Below are 21,878 nucleotides of genomic sequence, written 5' to 3'. Positions count from 1 at the left end.
ATGGACGGCTCGGGTGGTTCTCGTGACCATATGTCCGTGATGGGTGGCGTACGTCTGGTTCCGCGGTCTCCTCGTGGACTCGCGGTCCTGTACGTCACTTCGGTGATGCCCCGTGCGGTCGGCGGCCACGCGGCCGTTGCGACATGAGCACGATATCTCTGAGTGCCACCTTTGGGGAGGGTGCGCGGCACTGAGTGCCATGCAGATGCCGTTCAGTGATCCGTCACACGCCGCCGGGCGAGGGCGCGGATAGGGCAGGATGACCATGTGACCGACCGTGACCCCGCTCTCGACCCCGCCGCGATGCGCGCGCACTACCGGGCCGAGGGGCTCGCCGAGACCGAGCTGGCCGGCCGACCCATGGAGCAGTTCGCACGCTGGTTCGGTCAGGCCGTGCGGGGCGCGGCGCGGGGCGCGGTGTACGAACCCAACGCCATGGTCGTCTCCACCGCGGACGCGGAGGGCCGGCCCAGCTCGCGCACGGTGCTGCTGAAGCAGTACGACGAGCACGGCTTCGTCTTCTACACCAACTACGAGTCCCGCAAGGCCCGCGACCTGGCCGCCAGTCCGTACGTCTCGCTGCTCTTCCCGTGGCACCCGATGGCCCGCCAGGTCATCGTCACGGGCACGGCGCGGCGTACGGGACGCGACGAGACGGCCGCGTACTTCCGGACCCGCCCGCACGGCTCCCAGCTCGGCGCGTGGGCCAGTGTCCAGTCCGCGGTGATCGACTCCCGTGCCCAACTGGACGTCTCGTACGCGGAGTTGAGCGCCCGCTATCCGGAGGGCGAGCAGGTTCCGGTGCCTCCGCACTGGGGCGGCTTCCGGATCGCCCCGCAGACGGTCGAGTTCTGGCAGGGCCGCGAGAACCGGCTGCACGACCGGCTGCGGTACGTGGCGGAGGCGGACGGCAGCTGGAAGGTGGAGCGGCTCAGTCCGTGAGCCACCTCAGGTGAGGATCCCGTCCAGGATCCTGCTCCACTGCGCGACCACCCTTCCCCGTCGCCCTCCGTCGTCGGTGAGCAGGTTGGCGAGGCCGAGGCCCCGGGCCATGTCGAGGAGGCCCTGGACGATCTCCCGTGTCCCCGGGCGGGACTCGTCGGCGGCCAGCAGTTCCACGGCGATTCGGTGGGTCTCGCGGCCGACGCGGGCTTCCAGTTCCGTGACCCTGGGGCGGAGTTGTTCCTCGTTGGAGGCGGCGACCCAGAGGTGGAGGGCGGCGCGGAAGAGGGGGCCGGTGTAGAGGTCGACCAGGGCGGTGACGACCTCGTGGCGGTCGGCGGCGCCCTGGGGGAAGAGGGTGCGCAGGGCTGTGGAGCGTTCCTCGGCGACGTACTCGACGGCCGCCGTGAAGAGGTCCTCGCGGGTCGGGAAGTGGTGCTGGGCGGCGCCCCGGGAGACGCCGGCGCGTTCGGCGACGACGGAGACGGTGGAGCCCGCCCAGCCGTGTTCGGCGAGGCAGGCCACGGCTGCGGCCAGGAGCCGCTGCCGGGTGGCCCGGCTGCGGTCCTGTTTGGGAACGTGCGGCGCACGTACGGCGGCTTCTTTCGCTCCCTCCGGCGCGCTGCCGTCCGCCGGGCTGTACGCCGGGTCGTCCGCCGTGCTGTCGGTCGTACCGTCGGTCGTGGTCACACCACCCATGCGGGATCCCGTCTTTCGAGGAAGGCCGTCATTCCCTCGCGGGCCTGAGCGGAGGAGAACAGCCGGGCCGAGAGCGCGGTCAGGTCGGCCGCGTCCCGGTCGAAGGCCTCCAGCACCCTAGCCGTGAGCAGCGCCTTCGTCTCGGCGAGACCTTGCGGGGACGACCGGCGCAGTCCGTCCAGGACGGGCGCCAGGGTTACGTCGACATCCTCGCCGGCCGTCGTCAGGAGCCCGGTGCGGACGGCCTCGGTGGCGTCGAAGCGTTCGCCGGTGAGGTAGTAGCGGGCGAGGGCGCGGGGGTCGGCGCGGGGCAGGATCGGGAGCGAGATGACGGCGGGGGCGACGCCGATGCGTACCTCCGTGAAGGCGAAGGTGGCCTCCAGGGAGGCGGCCGCGATGTCGCAGGCGCCGAGCAGGCCGAGGCCGCCCGCGCGTACGTGTCCGGTCACCCGGGCCACCACCGGTTTGGGCAGTGCGACGAGCTGCCGCAGCAGTGCGACGAGGGCGTCCGGGTGCGGGGGGTCGCGCAGGTCGGCGCCCGCGCTGAAGGTGTTCCCGGTGTGGGTGAGGACGATCGCGCGTACGTCGCTGTCCTTGCCGCAGTGGGTGAGGGCGTCCGCGAGTTCGCCCACGAGCGCGGCCGACAGGGCGTTGCGGTTGGCGGGTGAGTCGAGGGTGAGGGTGGTGACGGCGCGGTCGTGCGCCGTGTGCACAAGGGTCACTGGAGCTCCCGGAGTTGGCGGCGCAGGATCTTGCCCGAAGCCGCTCGGGGCACGCCTTCGATGAAGGTGACCTCGCGGACCCTCTTGTACGGGGCGACGCGTTCGGCGACGTACATCATGACCTCTCCTTCGGAGAGGCCGGTGGCGGACGGCTGACGCACCACGTACGCGCGCGGCACCTCGTTCTTGTCCTCGTTGTAGACGCCGATGACGGCGGCGTCGGCTATGCCGGGGTGGGTGAGCAGCAGGGCTTCGAGTTCGGCGGGTGCGACCTGGAAGCCCTTGTACTTGATGAGTTCCTTGACGCGGTCGATGACGAAGAGCCAGCCGTCGGCGTCGACATAGCCGACGTCTCCGGTGCGCAGCCAGCCGTCCGGGTCGATCATCGCGGCGGTGGCGTCGGGCTGCCCGAGGTAGCCCTTCATGACCTGGGGTCCGCGGAGGGCGATCTCGCCCGCCTCGCCGACCTCCAGGTCCTCGGCGGGGTCGTCGAGGGACAGGATGCGCATCTCCGTGCCGGCGATGAGTTTGCCGACGGTCCCGGGGGGCGGGTCTTCGGCGTCCAGGGGGACGACGAGGGCGCCGGGCGAGAGTTCCGTCATGCCGTACGCCTGGCCGATGGGCGGCAGGCCGAGCCGTCGTGAACAGGCGGCTGCCAGAGCGGCGTCCAGGGGGGCCGCCGAGCTGATGATGTACTTCAGGGACGACAGGTCGTACTGCGCGACGGCCGGGTGCTTCGCGAGGGCGAGGACGATCGGCGGGGCCACGTACAGGGCGTTGATGTGGTGCTTCTGGATGGCGGCGAGGAAGGTTTCGAGGTCGAAGCGGGGGAGGACGACGACCGTGGCGCCATGCTTGAGGGGCGCGTTCATGAGGGCCGTCAGCCCGTAGACGTGGAAGAAGGGCAGCACCGCGAGGATGCGGTCGCCGGGGCCCATCGGCACGGACTGCCAGAGCTGCGCGAGGTTGGTGGCGATGGACCGGTGGGTGAGCATCACCCCCTTGGGGATGCCGGTGGTGCCCGAGGAGTACGGGAGGGCCGCGACGTCCTCCACGGGGTCGATGTCGATCTGCGGTTCGGGCGCCTCGGATTCCAGCAGGTCCGACAGTGAGCGTTGTCCGGGCGCCTGGTCGCAGACGAAGATCTCCCGAACGCCGCCCGCGAGTTCGGCCGCCTGGCGTGCCGTCTCCAGGAGGGGCGAGACGGTCACGATCCAGCTTGCGGCGCAGTCGCGGAGCTGCTTGGCGAACTCCTCGGGCGTGGAGAGCGGGTGCACGGTCGTGACCGAGGCCCCGGCGCGCGTGGCCGCGTAGAAGGCCGTCGGGAAGGCGATGGTGTTCGGGCTGTGCAGGGCCAGTACGTCGCCCTTGCTGATGCCCGCCTCGGCGAACCCCGCGGCCAGTCGGCGGTGGAACACGTCGAGTTGGGCGTAGGTGAGTGTGGTGCCGTCGACGCCGTCGATGAGCGCGGGTGTGTCACCGCGTTCGGCGGCATGGCCGAGGACCGCGTCGTGGATGGGTTCCTCGACGGCCGGGACGTCTTCGTACGGGCTGCGGAACACGGTTCCTCCTGGCGACGACTGGGCGACTGGCATCCCATTGCCTAGCACGGCTCAGTAAGACTTGGGCAGGCCGAGGGTCTGGTGGGAGATGTAGTTGAGGACCATCTCCCTGCTGACCGGTGCGATACGGGCCACGCGCGAGGCCGTGATCAGCGAGGCGAGGCCGAACTCGCGGGTGAGGCCGTTGCCGCCGAGGGTGTGCACGGCCTGGTCGACAGCCTTCACACAGGCTTCTCCGGCCGCGTACTTGGCCATGTTGGCGGCCTCTCCCGCACCGGCGTCGTCGCCCGCGTCGTACAGGTGGGCCGCCTTCTGCATCATCAGGCGGGCGAGTTCGAGCTCGATGTGGGCCTGCGCGAGGGGGTGTGCGATGGCCTGGTGGGCGCCGATGGGGTCCTTCCAGACGGTGCGTTCCTTGGCGTAGGCGATCGCCACGGAGAGCGCGTAGCGGCCCATGCCGATCGCGAACGCGGCCGTCATGACGCGCTCGGGGTTGAGGCCGGCGAAGAGCTGGAGCAGGCCCGCGTCCTCGTCGCCGACGAGTGCGTCGGCGGGCAGCGTCACGTCGTCCAGGGTGAGCTCGAACTGCTTCTCCGCGCCGTGGAGTTCCATGTCGATCTGCCGCCGCCCGAAGCCGTCGGCGTCGCGCGGGACGATGAACAGGCAGGGCTTGAGGCGGCCGCTGCGCGCGTCCTCCGTACGGCCCACGATGAGGGTGGCGTCGGCGACGTCCACTCCGGAGATGAACACCTTGCGGCCGTTGAGCACCCATGCGTCGCCGTCGCGGCGGGCGGTGGTGGTGATGCGGTGGGAGTTGGAGCCCGCGTCGGGTTCGGTGATGCCGAAGGCCATGGTGCGGGTGCCGTCGGCGAGGCCGGGAAGCCACTCCTGTTTCTGCGAGTCCGTGCCGAAGCGGGCGATCACCGTGCCGCAGATCGCCGGTGACACGACCATCATCAGCAGGGGGCAGCCGGCGGCACCCAACTCCTCCAGGACGATGGAGAGTTCGGAGATACCGCCGCCTCCGCCGCCGTAGGCCTCCGGCAGGTTGACGCCGAGGTAGCCGAGCTTGGCCGTCTCGGACCAGAGTTCGTCGGGGTGGGCGCCGTCGGCGATGACCTTGTTGATGTAGTCGCGGCCGTAGCGTTTGCCGAGCGCGGCCACGGCTGCTCGGAGGGCTGTGTGCTCGTCGGTCTCTGCTACCGGGCTCATGGGGTCTCCTGGAGGGTGCGGCGGGGTCGTGGCTGGTCGCGCGGCGGCGGCCCTAAAGGGGCTCGTCCGGCTCGACCACGGCCAGAAGGGTGCCGACCTCGACCTGCTGGCCCGGGGCGGCGTGAAGGGCACTGAGCGTGCCTGTGGCGGGCGCGGAGATCTTGTGCTCCATCTTCATCGCCTCCAGCCAGACGAGGGGCTGTCCGGCCGTCACGGCGGCTCCGGCGGCCAGGCCTTCGGCGACGCGGACGACGGTCCCCGGCATGGGGGCCAGGAGCGAGCCGGGCGCCTGCTGGGTGGCGGGGTCGGGGAAGCGGGGCAGCGCGGTGAGGGTGGTGGGGCCGACGTGGATCCGGTCGCCGTAGCGGCTGATCTCGAACTTGCGCCGTACGCCGTCGATTTCGAGTACGACGAGATCGGCGGCGGCGTGCACGACGCGTACCCCTTCGGCGGTGAGGCCGTCGCGGGTGTGCCGGTAGTGGACCTCGTGCTCGGTGCCGTCGACGAGATAGCGCTTGGTCTGCGGCTGGGAGGGCAGGTTGCGCCAGCCGCCGCCGAACCGGGAGCGGCCGTGCGCGTCGGAGAGCGCCGCGGCGAGCGGTGCGTACGGGTCCGGGGCCGCCCTGGTGAGCTCCTCCAGGTGGCGCTCGTAGAAGCCGGTGTCCATCCGCCCCGACACGAACTCCTCGTGCCGCAGGGACCGTACGAGAAGGTCCCTGTTGGTGACGGGGCCGTGGACGCTCGCCCGCTCCAGGGCGCCGGACAGCTTGCGGAGGGCTTCCGTGCGCGTGGGGGCGTGGGCGACGGCCTTGGCGAGCATCGGGTCGTAGTGGATGCCGATGGGGTCGCCGTCGGTGTAGCCGGTGTCCAGGCGGATGCCTTCGGGAACGGCGAGACGGTGCAGGGTGCCGGTCTGCGGGGCCCAGGCGCGGGCCGGGTCCTCGGCGTAGAGGCGGGCCTCGATGGCGTGGCCACGCGCGCGTGGAGGCTCGTTCTCGAGTACGGCGCCCTCGGCGACCTGGAGCTGGAGCGCCACGAGGTCGATGCCGAAGACGGCTTCCGTGACGGGGTGTTCGACCTGGAGGCGGGTGTTCATCTCCAGGAAGTGGGCCTTGCCGTCGGCGATCAGGAACTCGACGGTGCCCGCGCCCACGTAGTCGACGGCGCGCGCGGCGCGTACGGCCAGCTCGCGGAGTTCCGCCACCAGCGCGGGTGCGAGGCCGGGCGCCGGCGACTCCTCGATCACCTTCTGATGGCGCCGCTGGAGCGAGCAGTCACGGGTGCCGAGCGCCCACACGGTGCCGTGCGTGTCGGCCAGGATCTGCACCTCGACATGCCGGCCGCCCTCCACGTACGGCTCGACGAAGACCTCCCCGTCGCCGAAGGCACTGAGGGCCTCGGCGCGGGCGGCCGTCAACTCGGCGTCGAGGTCGGCGAGTTCCCGTACGACGCGCATACCGCGCCCGCCGCCGCCCGCGGCCGCCTTCACCAGCACGGGGAGGTCGCCCTCCGTCACCGTCGACAGGGGTTCGAGTCCCATCAGCTTCTTGGCGCGCGTCTTCGACGCCATCGCCTCGATCGCCTCGGGCGGCGGTCCGATCCAGAGGAGCCCGGCGTCGAGCACGGCCCGCGCGAAGTCGGCGTTCTCGGAGAGGAAGCCGTACCCGGGGTGCACGGCGTCCGCGCCGGCGCTCAGGGCCGCCTTCACGATCAGGTCGCCGCGCAGATACGTCTCCGAGGGCGCCGCACCCGGCAGCCGTACCGCCGCGTCGGCCACGCGCGCGTGGAGGGCGTTCTCGTCGGCGTCCGAGTGCACGGCGACGGTCCGGATTCCCAACTCACCGCAGGTGCGGAAGACCCGGCAGGCGATCTCGCCACGGTTGGCGACCAGAAGGGTTCTGATCATGAGGAGTGCACTCTTTCCACTAGATCACCGCAACCATCAATTGAGGAACCACCACGGCGAGCAACCAGGTCCGCGAGAGCGGCGGCGGTTCAGCCGCAAAGGACAGCTCTCACATCCGGAAGACGCCGAAGCCACCGCGCGCGCCCTCGTAGGGCGCCGTGTGGATCGCGGACAGGCACATGCCGAGGGCGGTGCGGGTGTCGCGCGGGTCGATGACCCCGTCGTCGTACAGCCGCCCCGACAGGAACATCGGCAGCGACTCGGACTCGATCTGCTGCTCCACCATGGCGCGCAGCGCGGCGTCGGCGTCATCGTCGTACGGCTGCCCCTTGGCGGCGGCCGACTGCCGGGCGACGATCGAGAGGACGCCGGCGAGCTGCTGGGGGCCCATGACGGCGGACTTGGCGCTGGGCCAGGCGAAGAGGAAGCGCGGGTCGTAGGCGCGCCCGCACATGCCGTAGTGGCCCGCTCCGTAGGAGGCACCCATCAGCACGGACAGGTGCGGGACGCGGCTGTTGCTCACCGCGTTGATCATCATCGCGCCGTGCTTGATGATGCCGCCCTGCTCGTACTCCTTGCCGACCATGTAGCCGGTGGTGTTGTGCAGGAAGAGGAGGGGGATGTCGCGCTGGTTGGCGAGCTGGATGAACTGGGCGGCCTTCTGCGACTCGGCGCTGAAGAGCACTCCCTGGGCGTTGGCAAGGATGCCGACGGGGTAGCCGTGCAGGGTCGCCCAGCCGGTGGTGAGGCTCGTCCCGTAGAGGGGCTTGAACTCGTCGAAGTCGGAGCCGTCGACGAGGCGGGCGACGACCTCGCGCGGGTCGAAGGGGTGCCTGAGGTCTCCCGGGACGATCCCCAGGAGCTCGTCCTCGTCGTACTTCGGCGGCGCGGCCGGGCCCGGATCGACGTACGCCTTGCGGTGGTTGAGGCGGGCCACCACGCGCCGGGTCTGCCGGATCGCGTCCTGCTCGTCGACGGCGAAGTAGTCCGCGAGCCCCGACACGCGCGCGTGCATCTCGGCGCCGCCCAGCGACTCGTCGTCGCTCTCCTCACCGGTGGCCATCTTCACCAGCGGCGGCCCGCCCAGGAAGACCTTCGCCCGCTCCTTGACCATGATCACGTGGTCGGACATACCGGGGATGTACGCGCCGCCGGCGGTGGAGTTCCCGAACACGACGGCCACGGTCGGGATTCCGGCCGCCGACAGCCGCGTGAGGTCGCGGAAGATCGCGCCCCCAGGGATGAAGATCTCCTTCTGGGACGGCAGATCGGCGCCGCCGGACTCGACGAGACTGATGCAGGGCAGCCGGTTGGCGAGGGCGATGTCATTGGCCCGCAGGGCCTTCTTCAGACTCCACGGGTTGCTGGCGCCGCCGCGCACGGTCGGGTCGTTCGCCGTGATCAGGCATTCCACGCCCTCGACGACACCGATCCCGGTGACCAGCGAGGCACCGACCGCGAAGTCACTCCCCCAGGCCGCGAGCGGCGACAGCTCGAGGAACGGCGTGTCGGGGTCCACGAGCAGTTCGATGCGTTCCCGGGCCAGCAGCTTGCCGCGTTTGCGATGCCGGGCGACGTACTTCTCGCCGCCGCCCGCGAGAGCCTTGGCGTGCTCGGTGTCCAGCTCCGTGAGCTTGGTGAGCATGGCCTCGCGGTTGGCGGCGTAGTCGGGGCTCCGCGTGTCGAGCGCCGAGGAGATGACGGTCACAGGAGCGTCTCCGGGATGTCGAGGTGGCGGGAGCGGAGCCATTCGCCCAGCGCCTTGGCCTGGGGGTCGAAACGGGCCTGCGAGGCCACGCCCTCGCCGAGGATTCCCTCGACGACGAAGTTGAGGGCGCGCAGGTTCGGCAGCACATGGCGTACGACGGTCAGGTCGGCCGTCTCCGGGAGGAGTTCGCGGAACCGGTCGACCGTGAGGGTGTGCGCGAGCCATCGCCAGGCCGCGTCCGTACGGACCCACACGCCGACGTTCGCGTTGCCGCCCTTGTCGCCGCTGCGGGCTCCGGCGATGAGGCCGAGGGGGGCGCGGCGGGTGTGTTCCGACGGTGGCGGCGGCTCGGGAAGAGCCGGTTCCGGCACGTCTTCGAGTACGAGGATGTCGTGGGCCGGCGCCACAGGGATGCGGCGTCCGTCGTGGAGGACGGCCACATGGTCCACGTCGCCATGGGGGACGTACACATCCTCGAAGACCCCATAGGGGGCGCCCGTCCCAGGTGGAGCCACCACATGGAATCCGGGGTAGCCGGACAGGGCGAGTTCGATGGCGGCGCCGCTGAACGCCCGCCCCACCGCGTGCTGGTCGGGGTCCCGTACGACGAGCCGGAGGAACGCGCTCGCGGTCTCCTCGGTGGCGGCGTCGGGATGATCGGTGCGGGCGAGCTCCCAACGCACGTCGGCGGGCCGGGACTTGGCCGAGGCCAGCGCGGTGTCCATCTGGTCCCGGACGAGGGCGGCCTTCGCCTCGATGTCGAGCCCCGTCAGCACGAACACGACCTCGTTGCGGAAGCCGCCGAGCCGGTTGAGGCCGACCTTGAGGGTGGGGGGCGGTGCCTCGCCGCGCACGCCGTCGATCCGTACCCGGTCGGGGCCCTGTTGGGTCAGCCTGACGGTGTCGAGCCGGGCGGTGACGTCGGGCCCCGCGTACCGGGCGCCCGACGTCTCGTACAGGAGCTGCGCGGTGACCGTGCCGAGGTCGACGAGTCCGCCGGTGCCGTCGTGTTTGGTGATGACACTCGTGCCGTCCTCGTGGAGTTCGGCGAGCGGGAAGCCGGGGTGGCGGAGGACAGCGGGGTCGTGCTCGGCGAAGAAGGCGTAGTTGCCGCCGGTGGCCTGGGCGCCGCACTCCAGGACGTGCCCGGCGACCACGGCGCCGGCAAGCCGGTCGTACTCCCCCGGCCCCCAGCCGAAGTGGGCCACGGCGGGCCCTGTGACCAGCGCCGCGTCCGTCACCCGCCCGGTGACGACGATGTCCGCGCCCTCGCGCAGACAGGCGGCGATTCCGGCGCCGCCGAGGTAGGCGTGCGCGGCGAGGCTCTCCGGGTACCTGGATCCGAGTCCGTCGCCCTCGACATGCGCGACCCGTACCGGGATGCCGAGCCGGTCCGCCAACTCCCGTACGGCGTCGGCGAGTCCGGCCGGGTTGAGACCACCGGCGTTCGCGACGACACGTACCCCGCGCTCGTGCGCGAGGCCGAGGCACTCCTCCAACTGGCCCAGGAAGGTCTTGGCGTATCCGCGCCGGGGATCCTTCAGGCGGTCCCGCCCCAGGATGAGCATGGTCAGCTCGGCGAGGTAGTCGCCGGTGAGGACGTCCAGCGGGCCGCCGGTGAGCATCTCGCGCATGGCGTCGAAGCGGTCGCCGTAGAAGCCGGAGGCGTTGCCGATGCGGAGGGGGGCGACGGTCATCGCGCCACCCCCTTCGGCGCGCGGCCGGTGCGGGACTTCGGTGCGCGCCCGGCGCCGGACGGCCCCGCGAACGCCTGCGCGATGTGCAGCCACCGGTCGGCGTCGGGCCCTTCCGCCCGTACGGCGAGGTCGGCGCGGTTGGCCCGCTGGGTGACCAGCAGGCAGAAGTCCAGCGCGGGGCCGGTGACACGCTGGGCGGCGTCCGCGGGCCCGTGCGTCCACAACTCCCCCGACGGTCCGACGAGTTCCACCCGGAACTCCTCACTCGGCGCGGTGAGCCCTCGTACCCCGAAGGCGAAGTTTCGTGTCCGCACACCGATGCGCACCACATGCTGAAGCCGGTCCGTAGGTACGCGCACCACACCCAACGCGTCGGCCACATCCTGTCCGTGGGCCCAGGTCTCCATGACGCGGGCGGTGGCCATGGAGGCGGCGGACATGGGCGGCCCGTACCAGGGGAAGCGCACGCCCAGGGGCGCGGCGCGCAGCGCGCCTTCCAACTCCCCTCGCCCCGCACGCCAGGTGCTGAGCAAGCGCGCGGGCGCCGCGCGCGCCCCCTCCTCCGCGCCTTCGTCCACGAAGGACCCGGCCGCCGCGAACGCCTTCTCGGTCGCCCGCCCGAACGCCTCCGCGTCCGTGATCGCGATCAGTGCAGCCCGGTCGGTCCAGGCGAGATGCGCGATCTGATGGGCGACGCTCCACCCCTCGGCGGGCGTCGGAAGGGCCCAGTCCCCCTCCTCCAACTTCCCCACCAGCTGGTCGAGTTCCTCACTCTCCCGATGCAGATCGTCGATCACGGACGACGGGTCGAACACGATGGCGCTCCCCTCGGGGCACGACGGAGTGCGGGGTGGTGCGGTGTGTTCTGGAGCATGGCAGCGACCATGGAAACAAGCAAGCGTGCTTGCATTGTTCATTTACGCCACGCGGCGCATGCGAGTCGACACTCTCAGCGACTCGGTCCGCCTGGAACGGCAGCGGCTTCTCGCGCGCGGGAAGCCTCCGCTGGTCTGGGGGTAGTCCTCGACGAGGCCGTGTTGCACCGGCCGTTCGGCGACCAGCAGGTCATGCGCGGGCAACTCACGCACCTGTTGAACCTGCGCGACAGGCGCCAGGTGCGCGTACAGGTGCTCCCCTTCGCGGCGGGCCAACACCCGGCTACAGCTGGTTCGTTCACCGTTATGCGCTTCGATACGGACCCGGACATCACATACTCCGAGAACTACGACTCCGGCTACATGACCGCCAACCCAGACCTCGCCGCCCGGGACTGCTCCCACCGTTACGGTCACCTGAAGGCCGCCGCCCTCTGCGTAGAGGACTCGGCGGCACGGATCGCCCGCCTACGCGAACCAACGCAGCCCGGTTTCGCTTGACCAAAGAGATAGGGGCACCCCCCCACATAGCCGTCCGCGACTCCAAGAACCCCGCCCACGGGGCCCTTACGGTCACGCCGGAGGCCTTCGCCGCGTTCGTGGCGGCGGCAGTCACCGGCGTACCTGACTAGGGACTGTGCGGGTGGGGCGGGCCGGTCACGCGTCGGGGACGTCCGGGGCGTCCCGCACGGCCTGTTCCAGCAAGGCGCCCGCCGCCCAGCGCATGACGTCCTTCGCCTCCTCGGGGTCGAGTTCGCAGACGTCCCGGGCGGAGATCACGGCCTCCACTCCGTAGACCAGGGTGACGGCCATGGTGAGCCTGCGGTGCAGTTCGGGCGGCAGAGTGTCGGCGAGCGGCTCCAGGGCGGTACGGGTGAGGTCCAGCCGGGAGCGGCTGCGGATCGGGTGCTGTCCGTCGGGCTCGTCCGTACCGGCCGCCCGCTGCTCGAACCAGCGTTCCATCGAGGTCTTCAGCAGGGTCCGCCACAGCGCCTCGTCGCCGAGTTGGGCGTCGGCCGTCCGGGAGACGACCGTGTCGAGGCGTTCCGCCGGGTCCGCGGGCAGGTCGGCGAGGAACTCCGGGCCGCGCACCACGGTCCTGGTCTCCACCACCAGGTCCTGGGGGGTGGAGAAGTACCGGTAGGCGGTGGCCACGGACACCTGGGCCCGCTCGGCGACCTCCGAGATCGTGATCGACCGGCCCTCGCGGATCAGGGCGGCCGCAGCGTCGATGAGCGCCCGTCGGGTCCGCATCTTCTGGTTCCGGCGACCGTCGCCCTGCCAGCCCCGTGCGTCGACCGCGCCGGGCCCACGCGCGCCGGTCGTGCTTCCGGTGCGCCCCTCCGTCATGCGAGTCGCCTCTATTCGTGAGAGAGTTTTCTCATTACGCTAGCACTGTCTCACCAAACGGGGGTCGCCCGCCTTCGGGCGCGCGGCATGACGAAAGGGGTGGTGCTCCATGAGCGCCATGACACCCGAGGAAATGGAAGCCCTGATCCAGGCCCATGTCGAGGCCGAGGGGAACGGGGACGCGGAAGCGGCCGTGGCGATGTACACGGACGACATCGAGCACGACGTGGTCGGCTGGCCGGGACCCCCGGCCCGCGGCACGGCGGAGGCGCTGGACCGCTACCGCCAGCTGCTCAAGGACTTCCGGGCCGAGAAGGAAGAGCGCACCCACACGTACTACGGGGAGAACGCCGCGACGGTGGAGGACCTGATCACCGGCGTGGTCACCGGCTCGATGCTGGGCATCCCCGGCAACGGCCGGCGAATCACCTTCCGGCTCCTGCACGTCTTCGAGTTCACGGACGGCCGGATCTCCCGCGAGAACGTCTGGATGGACGGGGCGACCATCGCCGCACAGCTGACCGCGCCCTAGCCGACCCGGCACCGACGGTTGTCGCCGCGCCCTGACCGGCCCGGCGACAACCGTCGGCGCAGCGAAACCGACTCCGCCTCAAGCCGTCGGCTCGGCCTCCAGCCCCCGCGCCTTCCCCCGCCCCACCTGCGTCCGCACCGCGCCCATGCTCGCCGCGATGACGAGGGCGATGGCGAGGGCCTGCATGGCGGAGAGGGACTGGTCGAGGATGAGGAAGCCGGCGGTGGCGGCGAGGGCCGGTTCGAGGCTCATGAGGATGGCGAAGGTGGAGGAGGGGAGGCGGCGCAGGGCGAGGAGTTCGAAGGTGTAAGGGAGGACGGAGGAGAGTATGGCCACCGAGGCGCCCAGGGCGAGCGTCGTGGGGGCCAGCAGCTTCGAGCCCGACTCCACGATCCCCAACGGCAGGAACACCACCGCCGCGACCACCATGGCGAGCGCGAGCCCGTCGGCCTGCGGAAAGCGTCGCCCCGTACGGGCACTGAAGATGATGTACGTCGCCCACATGGCGCCTGCCAACAGGGCGAAGGCGACGCCGAGGGGGTCGAGGCTGCTGAAGCCTCCGCCGCCGAGGAGGAAGACGCCGGCGAGGGCGAGGCCCGCCCAGACGAGGTTCAGGGCGCGGCGGGAGGCGAGGACGGAGAGGGCGAGCGGGCCGAGTACTTCGAGGGTGACGGCGGCGCCCAGCGGGATGCGGTCGACCGACTGGTAGAACAGCCCGTTCATCGCGGCCATCGTGACGCCGAAGACGACGATGGTGCCCCAGTCCGCGCGCGCGTACCCGCGCACCTTGGGCCGGCAGACCACCAGCAGCACGATCGCGGCCACCGCGAGCCGCAGGGTGACGACCCCGAGTGCCCCGGCACGCGGCATCAGCGTCACGGCCAGCGCGCCGCCGAACTGCACCGAGATCCCGCCGGCGAGGACCAGGCCCAGCGGGCCCAGGGCATCCCGTCGCCCGGAGCCCTTCGCGGAACCTTCCGGGGACCCTTCCGCAGAAACGGCTGACGCTGCCGCTGCGGCGACAGCGGGCTCTGTGGTCGTCATGGCCGCTTCAGCGCCGGGGAGGTTCACGGGAGCCGTCCAGGAAGTTCGGGTCGAGGTTCACTGATGATCGTCTAACCTGCTGCACTTGCCAGTCCAGGGTAATGGACTCCGTCAGGACTGTGAACCTCTTTTGCCACTGACCGCAAGGTGCGATGGGTCACCCGCGTCGGGCCGTGCACGGGTCACCCGCATCGGGCCATGCAGGGCTCACCCGCGTCGGGCCATGTAGAGGTCCAGCGCCTTGTGGAGGACTCGGTTGAGGGGGAAGTCCCATTCGCCGAGGTACTCGGCGGCCTCGCCGCCCGCGCCGACCTTGAAGCGGAGGAGGCCGAGGAGGTGGTTGGTCTCGTCCAGGGTGTCGGTGATGCCGCGGAAGTCGTAGACGGAGGCGCCGAGTTCGTGGGCGTCGGACATCATGCGCCACTGGATGGCGTTGTTCGGCTGGACCTCACGTTTGCGGCTGGTGGAGGCGCCGTAGGAGTACCAGACGTGTCCGCCGACGGTCAGCATCGTGGCGGCGGCGAGGACGTCGCCGTCGTGGTGGGCGAGGTAGAGGCGCATACGGTCCGGGTCCTCGGCCGTGAGCGCGGTCCACATGCGCTGGAAGTAGGGCAGCGGGCGCGGGATGAAACGGTCGCGCCCGGCCGTCTCCGCGTACAGCTCGTAGAAGGCGGGCAGGTCGTCGTAACCGCCCCGCACCACCTTCACGCCGGCCTTCTCGGCCTTCTTGATGTTGCGCCGCCACTGCTGGTTGAGGCCCTGGTGGATCTCCTCCAACGACCGCCCGGCGAACGGCACCTGGAACACGTACCGCGGCTGCCCGGCCGCGAATCCGTCCTCGCTGTCGGGCTCGGTCCGCTGCCAGCCCATCCGCCGGAGCCGTTCCGCGAGTTCGAACGCCGCCGGCTCGTACGTCGTCGCCTCCGCGTCTCCCAGCCGCCGCGCCGCCGGATCGGCGATCGCCGCCTTGACCGCGTCGGCACTCCATCGTCGTACGACCACGGGCGGGCCCATCTTCACCGAGAACGCGCCCCGCGCCTTGAGGTGGGCCAGCATCGGATCGAGCCAACGTTCGAGATCCGCCGCGCGCCAGTCGATGACCGGCCCCTCGGGGAGGTACGCGAGATACCGCTTGACCTTCGGCAACGGCCGCAGCAGCACCAGCCCCACCCCGACGAGCCGCCCCTCCCCGTCGAACCAGCCCAGACTCTCCGCCCGCCAGTCCGGCTTCACGTCACCCCAGGACGGCACCTGCATATGGCTGGCGGACGGACGGGTGCTCACGAACGCCAGGTGCTCTTCGCGGGTGATGGCGTGCAGGCGGAGACTCATACGCGGCACTCCTCATGGGGGGTAGGTGGATCTGCCAGCGTACTTACGGGGGTCGTACCGGTTCCGATCGGCGCGTTCGGATGAGCGAGGCGAGGCGTCCAGGCCGAGAGGCCCCGAGACTGCCCCCCACGCTGTCGGCGAATACGTCCGGCGACGCAAGTGTCTCGCCAGTCCCAGCGACGCGCCGTGACCTACGGCGTGTCGCTGGGACTCAGCAACCAGACCTCACCGGGCGTCTGATCGGTCAGAGGCAGAAGGTCACGCGTGGGACTCACCAGGACCGGTGGGCGAGCGGACCATGAAGACGTCGACAGCGTCCTGGGTCGCCACGGTGAAGCCATGCCGCTCGTAGAGGCGTCTGGCGGCACTGCCCTGCAACACGTTCAGGTGTACCGTCGCGCCCTCTGAGTCCGTGCGGTCCAGCAGGGTACGCAGGATCGCCGAACCGACGCCGCAGCCCTGGAGTTCCGGGGCGAGATAGAAGTGCTCCAGCCACTGACCGCCCTCGCCCGGGCGCAGTGTCACACAGCCCGCGAAGGCGCCGTCGGCCACGACGACCGACGTGTACCGCGCGGAGAAGGAGTCACGCAGGCGCTGCCGGACCCGGTGCTCGTCGAACCGGCCCAGCCGCTCCAGGTCCGGCCGCATCACCCTCGCCCGCAGCTCCGCGATCGCTTCGACGTCCGCCGGCTCCGCGACGCGCAGTGCCCATCCGCCGGCCCCTCCCAGGGCGGCACCGGATGTCGCCCGCCCCCGCCCCGTTCCGCCCGCCCTCGTACTCACGTCCATGACCGGAGTATCCCAACAGGCAGTTGCGCTCCCTGAATCACCGCCGTCCCGCAGGTCAACGCCCGTCACGCGGCCCGAACGCCTCGATCGCCTCCGCGTCCGTGGCCCGGGCGTTGAGGAAGTAGTCGGCCCACTCGGCGATCTCCGGGTAGCCGGACTCCCGGGTGAGGCGGGTGGTCGCGGCCGGGATGTCGAAGGGCGTGGTGCGGAGGGTGACTCCCGGGCCAAGGAGGGACCAGTGGGCGCCGGGGCGGGCGTACGGCATGCCGAAATCCGACCCGTTGGCAGCTGGCAGTTGGCAGTTGGCAGCTTGACGCCGCTTTTAGCTAACCGCTATCTATTAGGGCTCGCACAGTAGAGCGCGCAACGAGGGGGAGGGTAGTCCGTGCAGGACGTGGTGCTGGCGCTTCTGGTGAAGGAGCCGTCGCATGGGTACGACCTGCGCGGGCGGCTGCTTGCGGCGCTCGGGCCGCTCGGCGAGACGCTCAACGCCGGGCAGGTGTACGTGACGCTCACCCGGCTGGAGAAGGCGGGTCTGGTCGTACAGGAACGCGAGGACGCGTCCGCGCGCGGTCCACGGCGCAAGGTGTACGCGCTGACCGGGGCCGGACGGGAGCGGGTGGCCAGGTGGCTGGCCGAGCCCGCCGGGCCCCGGGCGGACGTGGCGGAGTTCCATCTGAAGCTGGTGGCCGCCGCCGAGTCGGGCATGGCAGAGCCGCTCGCGCTTGTCGAGGCCCGGCGCCACGAGCTGAGACGCAGCCTCGCCGAGGCCCAGCACGCCGTCCTCGCTCACGACACGGACTCGGAGGCCGGGCTGCTCCTAGAGGGCATAGCACTCCGATTGCAGGCGGATCTGCGCTGGTTGGAGGCGTGCAGGCGGACCTGGTCCGCCCGCACGCCGTACAGGAAAGGCGGAGGGGACGGATGACGACACCAGGCGGCCGGTGGGGCAGAGGGCGGTCCCGGCGCGGCGACTCCGGGGACGTGGCGGCAGGCCCGGTGCTGCGGGCCGTCGGCCTGTCGCGGATCTACGGGCAGGGCGCGAGCACGGTGGTGGCCGTCGACGCGGTCGACCTCGACATACCGTCCGGGCAGACGCTGGCCGTGACCGGCCCCAGTGGCTGCGGCAAGTCGACGCTGCTGCATCTGCTGGGCGGCCTCGACCGGCCCGACGCGGGTGAGGTGTGGCTCGGCGGGCGGCGTATCGACCTGCTCGGCGAACGCGCGCTCGCTCGACTGCGGCGCCGCGCCGTCGGCTTCGTGCACCAGGACTTCCACCTGATGGACGAACTGACCGCGGCCGAGAACGTCGAGCTGCCCGCGCTGCTCGCCGGCGACTCGCCGCGCACCGCCCGCCGTCGCGCCGCCGCCCTTCTCGACCGTGTCGGGCTCGCGGACCGGGACCGGCACCTGCCGTCCGAGCTGTCCGGCGGGCAGCGGCAGCGGGTCGCCATCGCCCGCGCCCTGGTCAACGAGCCGCTCGTGGTCCTCGCCGACGAGCCCACCGGGAACCTCGACACCGCCGCGACCCACGACGTCCTCTGCCTCTTCGCCGACCTGCGGGTCACCGGACAGACCCTCGTCCTCGTCACCCATGACGAACGCGTGGCCGCCACCGCGGACCGGGTTGTCTCCCTCCGCGACGGGGCGACGGCCGAGGACACGCCTCTGGCCGCGGGTGGCTCGCAGCTCGGCACGCTCCTCGGCTGGGAGGAATGACCATGGGCCGTCTGCTGCTGATCTGGCGGCTCGTCGCACGGGACCTGCGCCGCCGACCCGGCGAGGCCGTCATGTTCCTTCTCACGGTCACCGCCGCCACCGCGTCGCTAACCCTGGGAATGGCCACCGACAACGCCGTGGTCGCCGGGTACATGAAGACCCGCGAGGCCACCGCGGGACCCGACATCACGGCCATCACCACCGCCACGGACCCCTCTGCCCTGGCCGGACGCATCGCGGACGCCCCCGGCGTGGACACGGTCGCCGACCCGGTCCCCGGGTTCTCCACCACGGTCCACGCCAACGGGCAGACGGAAAACACCGCGGTCGAGGGGCGCGAGCGCACCGCGTCCACCGTGGACCGGCCGCTGGTGACCTCCGGCACGTGGGTACGTAGCGGCGGCGCGGTCATCGAACGCGGCTTCGCCCAGGCACTCGGCGTACACGTCGGAGACCGTGTCACCATCGGTGAGCGGGACTACCCAGTTGTCGGTACGGCCATCAGCGCGGCCACCGCCGTCTATCCGTGGGGCAATTGGGCCGAGGGCCCGGGGCCGTCCGACGGTGGCGGCCGGATCTGGCTCACCACCGACGACGCCCGCGCGGCAGCCGGCGATGAGTCCCTCCTGTACCTCTTGAACATCAAGCTGTCCGACCCCGACGCGACGCCCACCGGGGCGAACACCGTCCTCACCGACGACCTCTGGGGTCAGGACTGGGTCAACACCCATCCCTGGCAGACCTTCGTCGACGGGGACACACGACTGCTGAGTTTCGCCCGGCCCACCCTGGTCATCGGCGGCGGTCTCCTCGCCGCGGCCTCGCTGGTCACCCTCGCGTCGCTCGCCGCCGTGCGCGCCCCACGGGACCGCCGGCGCGCGGGCCTGTTCAAGGCGGTCGGTGCCACGCCCCGTACCGTGGCCGCGATGCTGCTCGCGCAGTACCTGCTCCTCACGGTGGTGGCCACCGCCGTCGGGGTCACCGTGGGATGTCTGACCGCGCCCGCGCTGGCCGACCCCAGTGCCGGGCTGGTCAACACAGCCGGCCCGCCGACCACCGGCATCGTCGCGGCCGCGAGCGTGCTCGCCCTCCTGGTGACCCTGGTCGGCACGCTCGGGCCCGTCCTGCGCACCGTGCGCTCCAGCACCGTCGACACCCTCACCGACCCTGCGCACCTGACCGCGTACCGTCCTCGCCTTACGGCCATGACGGCCTACCTGCCCACGCCACTCCTGATCGGCGTACGGCTGATCGCACGCCGTCCCGGGCGCGCGGCCCTGAGCGCCGTCGGCACCGCCGCCACCACGGTCATGGTGACCGCGGTCCTCACCTTCCGGGTGTCGCTCGAAGCGGACACCGCCCTGGGAACGTCCGCCGTCCAGGAGATCCGCAACGCCGTGACAGGCCAGGTCATGCTCGGTGTCACGGTCGCCCTCGTGGCACTGTCCGTGCTCAACACCGTCTTCGTCAGCTGGAGCACCGCGGTGCAGGCCCGGCGCGCCCTGGCCGTCACCCGCGCCCTCGGCGCCACCCCCGGCCAGGTCGTCGCGGCGCTCTGCACCGCGCAACTGCTGCCCGCCGTGGGCGCGATCGCGGTGGGGATCCCGATCGGGATCGGCCTGTTCGCACTGTTCAGCGCGGTCGTGGTGACACCCCCGGGCAGCTGGCTCGCGGCCGCGGCCCCGGCCGTACTCCTGGCCGTAGCGGCGCTGACCGCCCTGCCCGCCTGGCTCCACACCCGCAGCCCCGCCGGTCGCGCCCTCAACGCCGAACCCGTCTGACGGGCCTTCCCTGCCGCTGACTCACCGCAGTTGTCAGCACGATCAGCCCGGTCAGCCCGGTCAGCCCGGTCAGCCGGTCAGCCGGTCAGCCGGTCAGCCGGTCAGCCGGTCAACCCGATCAGCCGGTCAACCCGATCAGCCGGTCCTGGTGGCGAAGGGGCCGCCATCTCCGAACACGAGCCGCGCGAAGTTCTCGCCGATGCGGCGGTGTCCCGCGGGATCGGGGTGGACCTCGTCGGGCAGGGGCAGTTCGGCGTAGTCCCTCTCGCCGTAGAGGTCACGGCCGTCGAGGTGGTGCAGGTTCGGGTCGTCGGCCGCCCGCTGTTCGACGGTCCGGGCGAGTTCCTCGCGGATGACGTTGAGCGTCAGGCGCCCGGCGGCCCGTTCGGCAGGGTCGCCCGTGGCCTTGAAGCGCAGGATGCCGCCGGCGAAGTCGGGCGCGAGAGGGCCGGGGGTGTCCTCCTGGACCGGGCACAGGATGGGGGACACGACCAGCAACGGTGTCGTCGGATGCCCCTCGCGGATGGTGTCCAGGAAGCCGTGGACCGCGGGGGTGAAGGCGCGCAGACGCATCACATCGGCGTTGACGACATTGATGCCGATCTTGAGGCTGATCAGGTCCGCGGGGGTGTCCCGCATCGCACGGGCGGTGAACGGGTCGAGCAGCGCGCTGCCGCTGAATCCCAGGTTGACCAGCTCCACTTCGCCCTGCGCGGCGGCCAGGGCCGGCCAGATGGCGGTCGGGTGGGCGGCGTTCGAGCCGTGGCTGATGGAACTGCCGTGGTGGAGCCACACCTTGCGCCCGTTGTCCCGCGCCGGCTCGACCGGGGCATCGGTGCGCAGGGCGATCAGCTCGGTGATCTCCGTGTGCGGAAGCCAGATCTCGACGTCCTTGTCACGTGCCGGAAGACCGGTGAACCGGGCGGTGCCCGCGGGCCCTTCACTCAGTTCGGAGGACTGGGTGACCATGTCGACGATCGTGCGGACGTTACCGCCGGGCACCGTTGCCTGGGCAGCGAGCCGGCCGTCGACCAGCAGGTCGTACACGCCGTCCGCGGGGGCCGGGAAGCCTCGGTAGACCCGCTTGGTGGGCAGCGTGTCCAGCTCGATGACGGTGGCCCGGGTGCGGAAGACCAACCGCACGCCGGAGGGCTGGGCCTCGGCTGCGGCCAGTCGGTCGTCGGGGATCTGTCGGCGAGCCCGAGCGGGCAGACGGTGCGGCAGCAGGCCGTACGCGGTCGGCTCCACGTCGAGGAAACCGCGCAGCATGTCGACGGTGACGGGCGTGGTGACAGGTGTGGTCATCCAGTCGTGCTCAGTGTTCATTGCTCATGGTCCTGGGGCTGTGGGGGTGTGGGGCTGTGGGGCTGTGACTGTTGCTGTGGCTCTGGCCGCGTCCGCGGCCGCTCAAGGCGTGGTCCAGTTGCGCAGGAGGGCGTCCAGTCGGTCCAGGGTCCAGGTCCAGGACTCCTGGGAGTCGACGGCGGTGTGGCTGAAGCTTCCGGCCATCTCCAGGCTGACGTAGCCGTGGAAGACGCCGCCGAGCATCCGGACCGCGTGTGTCTGGTCCGGCTCCGTCAGGTCGTAGCCGCGCAGGATCGCCCGCGTCATCTGCGCGTGCCGAGGGCCGGCACTGGCGGCCGCGGTCTCGGGGTCGAGCCGGAGCCGCATGGCGTCGTACCGGCCGGGGTGCTCCCGGGCGTAGTCGCGGTAGGCATCAGCGAAAGCGGCCAGGGCGTCCTTGCCGGCGCGACCGGCCAGGGCGGCGGCGACCCGGTCGGCGAGTTCCTCCAGCGCGAACAGCGCGATCCTCGTCCTGAGGTCATGGGAGTTCTTCACGTGCGAGTACAGACTCGCGACCTTGACGTCGAACCTCCGGGCGAGCTCCGAGACGGTCACCTGCTCGAAGCCGACCTCATCGGCCAGCTCGGCCCCGGCCCGGGTCAGACGCTCCGTGGTCAGCCCCACTCGAACCATAACCACTCCCATAATCGCCGATGCCTATCAT

The 21,878-nt window shown here is 71.3% G+C and carries 21 protein-coding genes and 1 pseudogene; 7 read left to right on the top strand and 15 right to left on the bottom strand.

The features are described from left to right. The first annotated feature begins 267 nt into the window (after positions 1-267). Positions 268-942, top strand: a complete 675-nt coding sequence (pdxH, locus tag ACIPC1_RS27825) for a pyridoxamine 5'-phosphate oxidase (protein WP_402521616.1) — start codon at positions 268-270, stop codon at positions 940-942. 6 nt (positions 943-948) lie between these two features. Here pdxH and ACIPC1_RS27820 read toward each other — a convergent pair whose 3' ends face one another. The 8 genes from ACIPC1_RS27820 to ACIPC1_RS27785 form a co-directional block, all read right to left on the bottom strand. Beyond that, complete coding sequence (locus ACIPC1_RS27820; protein ID WP_402521614.1) at positions 949-1,641, bottom strand: TetR/AcrR family transcriptional regulator; 693 nt, start codon at positions 1,639-1,641, stop codon at positions 949-951. Further along, positions 1,629-2,363: an enoyl-CoA hydratase family protein gene (locus tag ACIPC1_RS27815; protein ID WP_402521612.1), complete on the bottom strand. Its 735-nt coding sequence runs from the start codon at positions 2,361-2,363 to the stop codon at positions 1,629-1,631. Before ACIPC1_RS27815 ends, ACIPC1_RS27820 begins: the two co-directional genes overlap by 13 nt. Further along, a complete protein-coding gene (locus ACIPC1_RS27810) occupies positions 2,360-3,925 on the bottom strand; it encodes a 4-coumarate--CoA ligase family protein (RefSeq protein WP_402521609.1) in 1,566 nt (521 codons plus the stop codon). Before ACIPC1_RS27810 ends, ACIPC1_RS27815 begins: the two co-directional genes overlap by 4 nt. Positions 3,926-3,976: 51 nt before the next feature. Further along, positions 3,977-5,137, bottom strand: coding sequence for an acyl-CoA dehydrogenase family protein (locus ACIPC1_RS27805; protein ID WP_402521607.1), 1,161 nt, complete (start codon positions 5,135-5,137; stop codon positions 3,977-3,979). A 52-nt stretch (positions 5,138-5,189) separates the two neighbouring features. After that, positions 5,190-7,043, bottom strand: coding sequence for an acetyl/propionyl/methylcrotonyl-CoA carboxylase subunit alpha (locus ACIPC1_RS27800; protein ID WP_402521604.1), 1,854 nt, complete (start codon positions 7,041-7,043; stop codon positions 5,190-5,192). 109 nt (positions 7,044-7,152) lie between these two features. After that, positions 7,153-8,751 (bottom strand): acyl-CoA carboxylase subunit beta, encoded by a 1,599-nt coding sequence (locus ACIPC1_RS27795; RefSeq protein WP_402521602.1) that lies wholly within the window; start codon positions 8,749-8,751, stop codon positions 7,153-7,155. Beyond that, entirely contained in the window at positions 8,748-10,448 is a 1,701-nt protein-coding gene (locus tag ACIPC1_RS27790) for an acyclic terpene utilization AtuA family protein (RefSeq protein ID WP_402521600.1), read from the bottom strand. The genes ACIPC1_RS27795 and ACIPC1_RS27790 overlap by 4 nt, the downstream gene beginning before the upstream one ends. Continuing rightward, complete coding sequence (locus ACIPC1_RS27785) at positions 10,445-11,263, bottom strand: TIGR03084 family metal-binding protein (protein WP_402521598.1); 819 nt, start codon at positions 11,261-11,263, stop codon at positions 10,445-10,447. The genes ACIPC1_RS27790 and ACIPC1_RS27785 overlap by 4 nt, the downstream gene beginning before the upstream one ends. Between ACIPC1_RS27785 and ACIPC1_RS27780 the strand changes: the two genes are divergently transcribed. Together ACIPC1_RS27780 and ACIPC1_RS27775 are read left to right on the top strand one after the other, a co-directional pair. Beyond that, complete coding sequence (locus tag ACIPC1_RS27780; protein ID WP_402521595.1) at positions 11,228-11,824, top strand: DUF5753 domain-containing protein; 597 nt, start codon at positions 11,228-11,230, stop codon at positions 11,822-11,824. The two genes, ACIPC1_RS27785 and ACIPC1_RS27780, sit on opposite strands and share 36 nt — an antisense overlap. Beyond that, positions 11,821-11,955: a DUF397 domain-containing protein gene (locus ACIPC1_RS27775; RefSeq protein ID WP_402521593.1), complete on the top strand. Its 135-nt coding sequence runs from the start codon at positions 11,821-11,823 to the stop codon at positions 11,953-11,955. The genes ACIPC1_RS27780 and ACIPC1_RS27775 overlap by 4 nt, the downstream gene beginning before the upstream one ends. 25 nt (positions 11,956-11,980) lie before the next feature. Here ACIPC1_RS27775 and ACIPC1_RS27770 read toward each other — a convergent pair whose 3' ends face one another. After that, the gene (locus ACIPC1_RS27770; protein WP_402521590.1) at positions 11,981-12,673 is read right to left on the bottom strand and encodes a TetR/AcrR family transcriptional regulator; all 693 of its coding nucleotides are present in this window, start codon (positions 12,671-12,673) and stop codon (positions 11,981-11,983) included. A gap of 109 nt (positions 12,674-12,782) precedes the next feature. Here ACIPC1_RS27770 and ACIPC1_RS27765 point away from each other — a divergent pair, with 109 nt between their 5' ends. Further along, complete coding sequence (locus ACIPC1_RS27765) at positions 12,783-13,205, top strand: nuclear transport factor 2 family protein (RefSeq protein WP_402521587.1); 423 nt, start codon at positions 12,783-12,785, stop codon at positions 13,203-13,205. A gap of 78 nt (positions 13,206-13,283) precedes the next feature. Here the strand turns inward: ACIPC1_RS27765 and ACIPC1_RS27760 are convergent, their stop codons facing one another. The 4 genes and pseudogenes from ACIPC1_RS27760 to ACIPC1_RS27745 form a co-directional block, all read right to left on the bottom strand. Then, positions 13,284-14,249: an EamA family transporter gene (locus ACIPC1_RS27760; RefSeq protein WP_402521585.1), complete on the bottom strand. Its 966-nt coding sequence runs from the start codon at positions 14,247-14,249 to the stop codon at positions 13,284-13,286. 207 nt (positions 14,250-14,456) lie between these two features. Continuing rightward, the gene (locus ACIPC1_RS27755) at positions 14,457-15,581 is read right to left on the bottom strand and encodes a lipid II:glycine glycyltransferase FemX (protein ID WP_402521583.1); all 1,125 of its coding nucleotides are present in this window, start codon (positions 15,579-15,581) and stop codon (positions 14,457-14,459) included. A 258-nt stretch (positions 15,582-15,839) separates the two neighbouring features. Further along, complete coding sequence (locus tag ACIPC1_RS27750; RefSeq protein ID WP_402522347.1) at positions 15,840-16,286, bottom strand: GNAT family N-acetyltransferase; 447 nt, start codon at positions 16,284-16,286, stop codon at positions 15,840-15,842. Between the two features lie 139 nt (positions 16,287-16,425). Continuing rightward, a pseudogene (locus ACIPC1_RS27745) lies at positions 16,426-16,653 on the bottom strand (metallophosphoesterase); the annotation flags it as partial. A 102-nt stretch (positions 16,654-16,755) separates the two neighbouring features. Here ACIPC1_RS27745 and ACIPC1_RS27740 point away from each other — a divergent pair. From ACIPC1_RS27740 to ACIPC1_RS27730, 3 genes are read left to right on the top strand one after another with little or no spacing between them, the layout of a single operon-like run. Further along, entirely contained in the window at positions 16,756-17,298 is a 543-nt protein-coding gene (locus tag ACIPC1_RS27740; RefSeq protein ID WP_402521581.1) for a PadR family transcriptional regulator, read from the top strand. Then, positions 17,295-18,089 (top strand): ABC transporter ATP-binding protein, encoded by a 795-nt coding sequence (locus tag ACIPC1_RS27735; RefSeq protein WP_402521578.1) that lies wholly within the window; start codon positions 17,295-17,297, stop codon positions 18,087-18,089. The genes ACIPC1_RS27740 and ACIPC1_RS27735 overlap by 4 nt, the downstream gene beginning before the upstream one ends. Beyond that, positions 18,086-19,870 (top strand): FtsX-like permease family protein, encoded by a 1,785-nt coding sequence (locus ACIPC1_RS27730; protein WP_402521576.1) that lies wholly within the window; start codon positions 18,086-18,088, stop codon positions 19,868-19,870. Before ACIPC1_RS27735 ends, ACIPC1_RS27730 begins: the two co-directional genes overlap by 4 nt. 135 nt (positions 19,871-20,005) lie before the next feature. On the opposite strand, the gene ACIPC1_RS27725 is transcribed toward ACIPC1_RS27730, so the two are convergent. Then, entirely contained in the window at positions 20,006-21,196 is a 1,191-nt protein-coding gene (locus tag ACIPC1_RS27725; RefSeq protein ID WP_402521573.1) for a GDSL-type esterase/lipase family protein, read from the bottom strand. Between the two features lie 81 nt (positions 21,197-21,277). Further along, on the bottom strand, positions 21,278-21,847 hold the full coding sequence (locus ACIPC1_RS27720) for a TetR/AcrR family transcriptional regulator (RefSeq protein WP_402521571.1): 570 nt from the start codon (positions 21,845-21,847) through the stop codon (positions 21,278-21,280). Positions 21,848-21,878: the final 31 nt, after the last annotated feature.

It is taken from the genome of Streptomyces sp. NPDC087263, assembly GCF_044744645.1.
Lineage (GTDB): Bacteria > Actinomycetota > Actinomycetes > Streptomycetales > Streptomycetaceae > Streptomyces.
The sequence above is the reverse complement of the archived record's forward strand: the minus strand, read 5'-3'. Positions and strand labels throughout refer to the sequence as shown.

Coding starts and splice junctions, on each gene's coding strand:
- ACIPC1_RS27805 (WP_402521607.1), bottom strand. CDS start 5,137: ATGAGCCCGGTAGCAGAGACCGACGAGCACACAGCCCTCCGAGCAGCC.
- ACIPC1_RS27755 (WP_402521583.1), bottom strand. CDS start 15,581: ATGAGTCTCCGCCTGCACGCCATCACCCGCGAAGAGCACCTGGCGTTC.
- ACIPC1_RS27760 (WP_402521585.1), bottom strand. CDS start 14,249: ATGACGACCACAGAGCCCGCTGTCGCCGCAGCGGCAGCGTCAGCCGTT.
- ACIPC1_RS27735 (WP_402521578.1), top strand. CDS start 17,295: ATGACGACACCAGGCGGCCGGTGGGGCAGAGGGCGGTCCCGGCGCGGC.
- ACIPC1_RS27725 (WP_402521573.1), bottom strand. CDS start 21,196: ATGAACACTGAGCACGACTGGATGACCACACCTGTCACCACGCCCGTC.
- ACIPC1_RS27790 (WP_402521600.1), bottom strand. CDS start 10,448: ATGACCGTCGCCCCCCTCCGCATCGGCAACGCCTCCGGCTTCTACGGC.
- ACIPC1_RS27730 (WP_402521576.1), top strand. CDS start 18,086: ATGACCATGGGCCGTCTGCTGCTGATCTGGCGGCTCGTCGCACGGGAC.
- ACIPC1_RS27770 (WP_402521590.1), bottom strand. CDS start 12,673: ATGACGGAGGGGCGCACCGGAAGCACGACCGGCGCGCGTGGGCCCGGC.
- ACIPC1_RS27720 (WP_402521571.1), bottom strand. CDS start 21,847: ATGGTTCGAGTGGGGCTGACCACGGAGCGTCTGACCCGGGCCGGGGCC.
- ACIPC1_RS27800 (WP_402521604.1), bottom strand. CDS start 7,043: ATGATCAGAACCCTTCTGGTCGCCAACCGTGGCGAGATCGCCTGCCGG.
- ACIPC1_RS27820 (WP_402521614.1), bottom strand. CDS start 1,641: ATGGGTGGTGTGACCACGACCGACGGTACGACCGACAGCACGGCGGAC.
- ACIPC1_RS27780 (WP_402521595.1), top strand. CDS start 11,228: ATGCAGATCGTCGATCACGGACGACGGGTCGAACACGATGGCGCTCCC.
- ACIPC1_RS27765 (WP_402521587.1), top strand. CDS start 12,783: ATGAGCGCCATGACACCCGAGGAAATGGAAGCCCTGATCCAGGCCCAT.